Genomic DNA, 8262 nt, shown 5'->3' with positions numbered 1-8262 from the left:
CGGCGCGGATAACCGCTGAAGGCATCTAAGCGGGAAGCCGTTCCAGGGATTAGTTCTCCTTCCGGTAAGGGCCCAGGTAGACTACCTGGTCGATAGACGGCAGGTGCAAGGGCGGCGACGCCCTCAGCCGAGCCGCACTAATCGCCCGAGCTCTTCCGGAACCGCACCTCGCGGCCCGCGGGACCCAGCGCTCACGCGCGGTCCGGGCACGAGGATGCCCCCGAGTCACCTCCCCTATGCGCCATGCGGCCCCCAGGGCACGTGAGAGAGACACCGGGCACCGAAGATACGGTGGGCGCCGCCCACCGGTCAGCGGCCAGAGCATGGGGGGCACGCCCGGTCCCGTTCCGAACCCGGAAGCTAAGCCCCATCGCGCCGAGAGTACTGCGGGGCCAGCCCGTGGGAGGCCAGGGCGCCGCTGACCGGTGGACGGCACCGAGCCGTCATCGAGAATCGAGAAGGGGGAGGCCTCGCGGCCTCCCCCTTTTTTGCGCTATATACAAGCTGTGCCTTGTGAACGGACTCTTCCTTTGACTCTCTTACTGTTTGGCTGTTTTTTGAACCGTCGCTTTGTATTTGCGCGATAATTACTCGCATTGACGTTAGGGAGGGCTTGATGTTTACCGTTTTCGTTTTGGGCAATATTGCTTCGGGTAAATCGACTGCCTGCCGCTTTCTGGAATCTCGCGGAGCCCTGCTTATCGATTTAGACGTTCTTGCCAAATCGCTGTACGTGCCGGGGTCGGATATCGTCAATGCTCTTGCTGAAGAGTTTGGCTGGGATATTTTGGACGAGGATGGCGGTGTTCGACGTAACATCCTCGCTTCTCGAGCTTTTGTTTCTCCCGATATGGTTGCAAGGCTCAATAGTATTGTGCACCCCGTTCTCATTGAGCAGCTTTCGCTGAGGATTCTCGATCCTGTTTGCTGTACGGTTTCGTCTTCCCGCTATCCCTTTGCGGCGGTCGAAGTATCTGCTCCGACTGGCTTTGAGGACGCCTTTGGCCTTGCGGATGAAATTATGGTTGTTAGCGCTCCTTTAGCGGTCCGTCGCGAACGCGCTATTCACCGTGGTATGGAGCCATCCGATTTTGATGCTCGCTGTGCTTGCCAACCCGATGAGTCTTCGCTTTGCAGTCTCGCCACGACCGTGATTGATAACGCAGCGGGCGACAGCTCGCTCTTTGAACAACTGGACGCGTGGCTTGCTCGCCATGGCCTTATGGATGCTATGGATAAGGAGACGACAGATGCCTAAGACGCGTTTCTTTACGTGGTATCGCCTTGTGCCGCTAGTTGTCGTTTTCGTCTTTGGCCTTATCTCGCTCGTTTACTCGTGTGCTCCCGCCGCTTTCTTTAAACCGTTCTATCCGATTGACTATGAGGCGTATGTAAAGCAGTCCAGTATTTCGCATAATCTCGATCCGTATCTGGTGTGTGCCGTCATCAAGTCGGAATCAAACTGGGATCCCGAGGCGGAATCAAATCAGGGCGCCCAAGGTCTCATGCAACTTATGCCCGAAACCGCTCAGGATATGATCGCTAAGGGCCTTGTCGACGGGGACGAGTATTCAGCCGATGACCTGAATGACCCCGCTTCGAATATCGAATTTGGGTGCGCGTACCTCTCATACCTGTTGACGTATTTCAATGGGTCGACGGATAGCGCTATTGCTGCTTACAATGCCGGAATGGGCAATGTCGATGGGTGGGCGCAGCAAAACACATCGCTCCATAACGCGATTGCCTTTCCCGAGACGCAAGCCTATTTGATTCGTGTCAATAATGCCTGGGTTCGCTATAAGACCCTCTATCCCGACCGGTTCGTATAGGACTATGCCTGCCGCCTGCGTATACTGCAGATGTATGAGTTAGGAGTATCCATGGCGGATTTTGAAGTTGAGCGTGTTGGCGGAGAGCTCAAACGTTTTGGCGTTGAGGGCTCTGAGGTACCGTTTGAGGTCGTGTCTCCCTATGAGCCTGCAGGTTCACAGCCTAAGGCCATTGAGTCGCTTGTGCAGGGTGTGAGGGACGGAGACCGCTATCAGGTTTTGCTTGGCGTGACCGGCTCGGGCAAGACCTTTACCATGGCCAAGACCATCGAAGCTCTCGGTAAGCCAACGCTGGTCATGGCCCCCAACAAAACCCTCGCCGCCCAGCTTGCGAGCGAGCTCAAAGAATTCTTTCCCAACAACGCCGTGGTCTACTTCGTCTCGTACTACGACTACTATCAGCCCGAGGCATATGTGCCGCAAAGCGATACGTATATCGAGAAGGATGCTTCGATTAACGAAGAAGTCGAGATGCTTCGACATCAGGCGACCGCCTCGTTGCTTTCTCGACGCGATGTGATCGTCGTTGCTTCGGTGTCCTGCATCTATGGCATCGGCTCTCCTGAGGACTATGCGGGGCTGGCGCCGAATGTCGACAAGAAAGTACCGCTCGAGCGCGATGACTTTATCCATGCGCTCATCGACATTCAGTACGACCGGAACGACTATGACTTGGCGCGTGGCACCTTCCGCGTGCGTGGTGATGTTGTCGATGTGTATCCGCCCTATGCCGAGCATCCGTTGCGATTTGAGTTCTTTGGCGATGAGGTCGAGCTTATCGCCGAAATCGATGAGGTTACCGGTGAGATGCTTCGTGAGTATGAGGCTATTCCCGTGTGGCCGGCATCGCACTATGTGACCGAGAAGCCCAAGGTCAAGGCGGCCTTGAAGTCAATCAGTGAAGAGTGCGAGAAGCGCGTGGCGGAGCTCAAGGCAACCAATAAGCTGCTCGAAGCGCAACGACTGCAGCAGCGCACCGATTATGACTTAGAGATGCTCGAGACCATGGGTTTTTGCAACGGTATCGAGAACTACTCTCGCCATTTGGACGGGCGTAAGCCGGGTGAGCCGCCGTTTACCTTGATTGACTACTTTCCCAAGGACATGCTCTGCATCATAGACGAGAGCCACGTGACGGTGCCACAGATTCGCGGCATGCACGAAGGCGACCGATCGCGCAAAGTTACGCTTGTTGAGCATGGTTTTCGCCTGCCTTCGGCGCTTGACAATCGCCCGCTTCGTTTCGATGAGTTTGAGGCGAGAATCCCCCAGTTCATCTATGTTTCGGCAACGCCGGGCGACTACGAGCTGCGGGTGAGCCAAAACGACGTGGAGCAGATTATTCGTCCGACCGGCCTGCTCGACCCCAAGATTGACGTGCGTCCCGTTCGCGGTCAGATTGACGATCTTGAGGACGAGATTCGCGAGCGCGTTGCCCGCAAGGAGCGCGTGCTGGTGACCACGTTGACCAAGCGCATGGCCGAGGACCTGACCGACCATCTACTTGATGCGGGCATTAAGGTCAATTACATGCACTCTGATACGGCGACAATGGACCGTGTCGAGATCCTGCGAACGCTGCGCGAGGGCAAGATCGATGTTCTCGTTGGCATCAACCTGCTTCGCGAGGGCTTGGATCTTCCCGAGGTCTCACTGGTGGCAATTCTCGATGCCGATAAGGAAGGCTTCTTGCGCAACCGCCGTTCGCTGATTCAGACGATTGGCCGTGCGGCCCGTAACGCCGATGGCGAAGTCATCATGTATGCAGACGTTGTGACCGATTCGATGAAAGCGGCCATCGAGGAGACGCGGCGCCGTCGCGAGATTCAGATGGCATATAACGAAGAACATGGCATTGTGCCCAAGACAGTGCGCAAGGCCATCAACGACATCTCAAGTTTTATTGCCGAGGCCGAAAAAACTGTGGGCTCCAAGGGACGCTCGAAGGGCGACTCTCTTGGCCATGGTGCATTCTATACGCCCGATGAGTCGGGCGAGGGCGGTGTGCCGGAAACGGCGGCGCCCGAGCAGACCCTTGCGGAGCAGTTGGAAGAACTACCGCATGACGAGCTTGTGCGGATCGTCGAAACCATGGAAGAAGATATGCGTAACGCTTCTGCCGTCATGGACTTTGAGGAGGCGGCGCGCCTGCGTGATGCTGTCGTTCAGATTCGGGCGATGCTCGAGGGTGCGTCTGAGGACGAGACGATCGAGCGCTTACGTTCGCAGGCCCGCAAGGGTTCCACGTTCGCATCGGGTAGAAAACGCCAGGGTGCACGGTTTAAGAAATAGCGAACAGGCCCCGAGTTCCCTGTGGAGCTCGGGGCCTGTGTCTTTTGCGCGCTGGAATTCGTTCGCTAGAGGTCTGCGATCAGGGCTTCGGCACAACGGATACCGTCGGTGGCCGCGCTCATGATGCCTCCGGCATATCCAGCTCCCTCACCACAAGGGTAGAGGCCCGGGGTCGACACGGCATGGCACGTTCGGTCTCGGGTGACAGTGACCGGTGAGCTCGAACGAGTCTCCACGCCGGTAAGAACGGCATCGGGGCGGTCGTAGCCCCGTAGCTTTTTTCCGAGTAGGGGAAGTCCCAGGCGGAGCGACTCGACGATATGCTGCGGCAGGGCTTCGTCAATTGCCGTCCAGGTCACACCGAGCGGATAGGTGGGCTTTACCTTTCCGGGCGCCTTGCTGGCGCGTCCTGCGAGGAAATCTCCGACGAGTTGTGCCGGTGCGTTCCAGTTGGAACCGCCCAGGCGATAGGCGGCCGCCTCGCAGGCGCGCTGGAGCTCGATGCCGGCGAGCGGGTCATCGTCGGGAAGGTCCTCGGGCGTGACGTTAACGAGCAGGGCGGCATTTGCGTTACGGCCGTCGCGGGCATTGAGGCTGGCGCCGTTGACGCACAGGTGGCCCTGCTCGGAAGAGGCGGCGACAACCTGCCCGCCGGGGCACATACAAAACGAGAACACGCTGCGGCCGTTGGGAAGATGAGCGACGAGTTTGTAGGGGGCTGCTCCGAGGGCAGGATGTCCCGCCGAGGCTCCATATTGGGCTCGGTCGATGTCGCGCTGCGGATGCTCGATGCGAACGCCCATGGCAAAGGTCTTTTGTGCGAGGGCCACGTCGTGGTCCTTAAGGAGTTCAAAAATATCGCGAGCAGAATGCCCGCAGGCGAGGATGAGATGCTTTGTCTCAATTGACTCGTAAGCGGCGTCTTGGGATGATTGGACATCAATACCGGTGATGGCGCCAGACGCGTCGATGCGAATGTCGACGAGTTTTGTTCGATAACGGACGACACCTCCGAGCTGCTCGATGCGCTGGGATATAGCGGTAACAACCGTGGGAAGGATGTCGGAGCCAATGTGCGGCTTGGCATCCCACAGAATATCGCGGGGCGCACCCGCCTCGACGAAGGTTTCGAGGATGAGGCGATGGGCGGGATTTTTTGTTCCCGTATTGAGCTTGCCGTCCGAGAAGGTCCCCGCGCCGCCCAGACCAAACTGAATATTGCTCTCGGGGTCGAGGATACGCTCTTTTAGAAAGAGGTCGATCGCCTGCGAGCGGCGAAATGCCGGGTCGCCGCGCTCGATGAGCAAGGGCTTCAGACCTGCTTCGGCAAGGGTGAGTGCGGCGAAAAGGCCGGCGCATCCGGCACCGACGACGACGGGGCGCTCTTTGGGTGCGCCGGAAACGGGGGAGGGGAATGAAGGCTCATCGTCTTCTATCGCGCGTACGCGCGAGCGGTCACGCTCGGCAACGCTGTCGATCGCTTCTCGCTCGAGGTGGGGACTAGTCAGCTCAACACGAAAGCTCAGGATAAAATGGACGTCTCGTTTTTTGCGAGCGTCGATTGACTTGCGGTGGAGCTCGATGGACTTGATCTCGGAGTCCTTGCAACGCAGGACGCGCTTGGCGAATCGCTTGCCAACAATGAGGCAGGCATTTTCATCGCCGGCTTCATCGAGTGACGCGTTGACTTGGGTGAGTTCGATCATCGAGGTCTCCTTAGAGGCAAGAAAGAGGCCGTCCGGTATCCCAGACGGCCCGAATGCGTTTTTGATTATAGACTGTGCGGCTACAGGCTGCTTGCAGCGCGAATGCCCGAGATCCAGGCCCACGCAAGGTTAAAGCCTCCGCAATCGGCGTCGATGTCGAGCGCTTCGCCGCAGACGTAAAGTGGGGCGTCGACAACGCTGCACGCGTGTAGACTGGGTGTTGAGATGCTCTCGACAGATACGCCACCACGCGTGACCTGCGCCGAGCGCTCCTCGGCTGTTCCCTCGACGAGCAACTTAAAGTGCTTGAGGAACGAGACCAGGTGGACGACATCGTTGGAGCCTGGATGGCACTGCTCGAACGCTGTGCAGACGACGCGGGAGAGTTGCGGGGCGAGCATGCCGTCGAGCCAACGGGGATCGCGGGGCGAAAAGCCGCCGAGCAGCTTAACGCGCCGGTTAAGCATATCGAGCAACTCGTCTTTAGAGAGGTCGGGGAAAACGTCGAGCAGGATCGTATCGCCGCGCTGGATACGACGGGAGAGGTTGAAGACAGCGACGCCCGAGATACCGAAGGTTCGAAACAGTACTTCACCGTCTTCGTGCCAGAGCTCACTATGGTTACGGGTGAGCGTCAAGCGGGCGCGGACGCGCAGACCATCCAACGTCTTGAGTGCCGCCCGATCGCCGACGACCGTTGCCGATACGGGGCAGAGGATGGGGCGCAGCGAAGTGAGGGGGAGGCTAAACGTATCGGCGATACCGGTGGGGTTGCCACCCGTGGCGATAATTACGGCATGTGCCTCCAAGGCCTCGTTCTTGCGAGGGACATCGGCGAGTGCTTTCCGAAGCGAGCGGAGCTCCGATTTTCGGTCGTCGTGCTTTTTTGCCTTGAGTGCCCGCGCTGGACGGTTTATTTGGAGTGCCCAGCCTTCGGAAGCTTTGTGCGCCGAGGCAACGTTGGCTCCGCAGATTAAGGTGATACCCAGGCGGTCGCAAACGTTGAGAAGCGCGTCGCGTACCGATTCGGCGCGAAGGGAGCGCGGGTACAGCCGGCCTTCCTCGGAGGTTGTCATGATGCCCAGCGAGGAGAAGAAACCAATAAGCTCTTGTTCGGGCTGGGGGCCCATGACGGATTCGACGAATGCGGGGTGGTTATACCGCTGTGGTTCAATCGATTCGTTGGAGAGGTTGCAGCGACCGTTGCCGGTCGCAAGGAGCTTAAGGCCGCAGGCGACATCGCGCTCAACGATGCAGACGCTTTTGCCAGCGCGTGCGGCCGTAATGGCGGCGGCGAGGCCTGAAGCCCCGCCGCCGATTACCAGGACGTCATAGAAGGCGCTCGTGTTCACTTAGGCCTCGTCGGTCTCGTGCGGGGCAATGGCCTCGACGGCAGAGACGGCCTGGGGCAACATGCCGTCGGGCAGCGCGGTCTCGACCTCGCCCTTATCGCAGGCCTCGGCGAGTGCTGGATTAATGGGAAGCTGGCCCAAGATGTCGAGGTTATAGCGCTCTGCGACCTCGGGAAGCTTGCTCTTGCCAAAGACCTCGATCTTCTTGCCGCAGTCGGGGCACTCAATGTAGCTCATGTTCTCGACAATGCCCAGAATGGGGACGTTCATCTTCTCGGCCATGTTAACCGCCTTGGCGACGATCATCGAGACCAGATCCTGCGGGCTCGTGACGATGACGATGCCGTCGACGGGCAGCGACTGGAAGACGGTGAGCGCGACATCGCCTGTTCCCGGAGGCATGTCGACCAGCAGGTAGTCGATGGGGCCCCACGAGGTCTCGCTCCAGAACTGCCTAATGGCGCCTGCGATGACCGGACCGCGCCAAAGGACGGGGTCGGTCTCGTTTTGGAGCAGCAGGTTGGAGCTCATGACCTTGACGCCGTGCTCGGAGATTTCGGGCAGCATAAGGTTGCCAAGGGCATGGACGTGGCGTCCGCTCATACCGAACATCTTGGGGATAGAGGGACCGGTGATGTCGGCATCGAGGACGCCGACCTTGTGGCCGTGACGGGCAAGCTCGGTGGCGATGGCGCCGGTGACAAACGACTTGCCGACACCGCCCTTGCCGGAAAGCACGGCGATGACGCGTTTGACCTCGGACAGCGTGTTCTCCTCAAATTGCGACGGCGACGTTTGTCCGCCGGCGGCCTGTGCGTGCTCGCAACCCATGTATGACTCCTTTGTATATGTTGGGGCCGGGGCCCCGTGATGTGACACGAGCGTCATTGTACCCTCGTTTGCGAGCGGGAGTCATTTGTGATGTGCGATGGGTAATCGATGGCATTCGAAAGCGTGGGTCGGACACGCAGCATGCGTGCGTCGGACAAAGCTAAAGGTCTGCGAATCTTGTATTACGAACATCTGTGCGCGTCGAGTGCGCTAAACTCATCGGCAGTATGATTCGATGCAATAGGAGGC

At 58.7% G+C, this 8262-nt stretch carries 6 protein-coding genes and 2 rRNA genes; 5 read left to right on the top strand and 3 right to left on the bottom strand.

The window, feature by feature from the left end; all coding sequences use genetic code 11:
• The 5 genes from ACTQ40_RS02035 to uvrB all read left to right on the top strand — a co-directional run.
• Window positions 1-162: ribosomal RNA gene (locus tag ACTQ40_RS02035) — 23S ribosomal RNA — on the top strand; the annotation flags it as partial.
• 146 nt (window positions 163-308) lie between these two features.
• Window positions 309-424 (top strand): 5S ribosomal RNA (gene rrf / locus ACTQ40_RS02030).
• A gap of 192 nt (window positions 425-616) precedes the next feature.
• Window positions 617-1258, top strand: a complete 642-nt coding sequence (gene coaE / locus ACTQ40_RS02025) for a dephospho-CoA kinase (RefSeq protein ID WP_441563219.1) — start codon at window positions 617-619, stop codon at window positions 1256-1258.
• Window positions 1251-1832: a lytic transglycosylase domain-containing protein gene (locus tag ACTQ40_RS02020; protein WP_154517536.1), complete on the top strand. Its 582-nt coding sequence runs from the start codon at window positions 1251-1253 to the stop codon at window positions 1830-1832. The genes coaE and ACTQ40_RS02020 overlap by 8 nt, the downstream gene beginning before the upstream one ends.
• 51 nt (window positions 1833-1883) lie before the next feature.
• Complete coding sequence (gene uvrB, locus ACTQ40_RS02015; RefSeq protein WP_441563218.1) at window positions 1884-4124, top strand: excinuclease ABC subunit UvrB; 2241 nt, start codon at window positions 1884-1886, stop codon at window positions 4122-4124.
• 65 nt (window positions 4125-4189) lie between these two features.
• On the opposite strand, the gene ACTQ40_RS02010 is transcribed toward uvrB, so the two are convergent.
• The 3 genes from ACTQ40_RS02010 to ACTQ40_RS02000 form a co-directional block, all read right to left on the bottom strand.
• Window positions 4190-5830: an NAD(P)/FAD-dependent oxidoreductase gene (locus ACTQ40_RS02010; RefSeq protein WP_441563217.1), complete on the bottom strand. Its 1641-nt coding sequence runs from the start codon at window positions 5828-5830 to the stop codon at window positions 4190-4192.
• Window positions 5831-5910: 80 nt separating this feature from the next.
• Window positions 5911-7182: an NAD(P)/FAD-dependent oxidoreductase gene (locus ACTQ40_RS02005; RefSeq protein ID WP_441563216.1), complete on the bottom strand. Its 1272-nt coding sequence runs from the start codon at window positions 7180-7182 to the stop codon at window positions 5911-5913.
• Window positions 7183-8013: an Mrp/NBP35 family ATP-binding protein gene (locus tag ACTQ40_RS02000; protein WP_427718672.1), complete on the bottom strand. Its 831-nt coding sequence runs from the start codon at window positions 8011-8013 to the stop codon at window positions 7183-7185.
• Window positions 8014-8262 lie beyond the last annotated feature (249 nt).

Origin of the sequence: Collinsella sp. Sow4_D11 (assembly GCF_052116465.1) — a bacterium.
Taxonomy (GTDB): Bacteria; Actinomycetota; Coriobacteriia; order Coriobacteriales; family Coriobacteriaceae; genus Collinsella.
The sequence above is the reverse complement of the archived record's forward strand: the minus strand, read 5'-3'. Positions and strand labels throughout refer to the sequence as shown.

Excerpts from the sequence above, each read along its gene's own strand:
- coaE (WP_441563219.1), top strand. The coding sequence starts at position 617 with ATGTTTACCGTTTTCGTTTTGGGCAATATTGCTTCGGGTAAATCGACT.
- ACTQ40_RS02020 (WP_154517536.1), top strand. The coding sequence starts at position 1,251 with ATGCCTAAGACGCGTTTCTTTACGTGGTATCGCCTTGTGCCGCTAGTT.
- uvrB (WP_441563218.1), top strand. The coding sequence starts at position 1,884 with ATGGCGGATTTTGAAGTTGAGCGTGTTGGCGGAGAGCTCAAACGTTTT.
- ACTQ40_RS02010 (WP_441563217.1), bottom strand. The coding sequence starts at position 5,830 with ATGATCGAACTCACCCAAGTCAACGCGTCACTCGATGAAGCCGGCGAT.
- ACTQ40_RS02000 (WP_427718672.1), bottom strand. The coding sequence starts at position 8,013 with ATGGGTTGCGAGCACGCACAGGCCGCCGGCGGACAAACGTCGCCGTCG.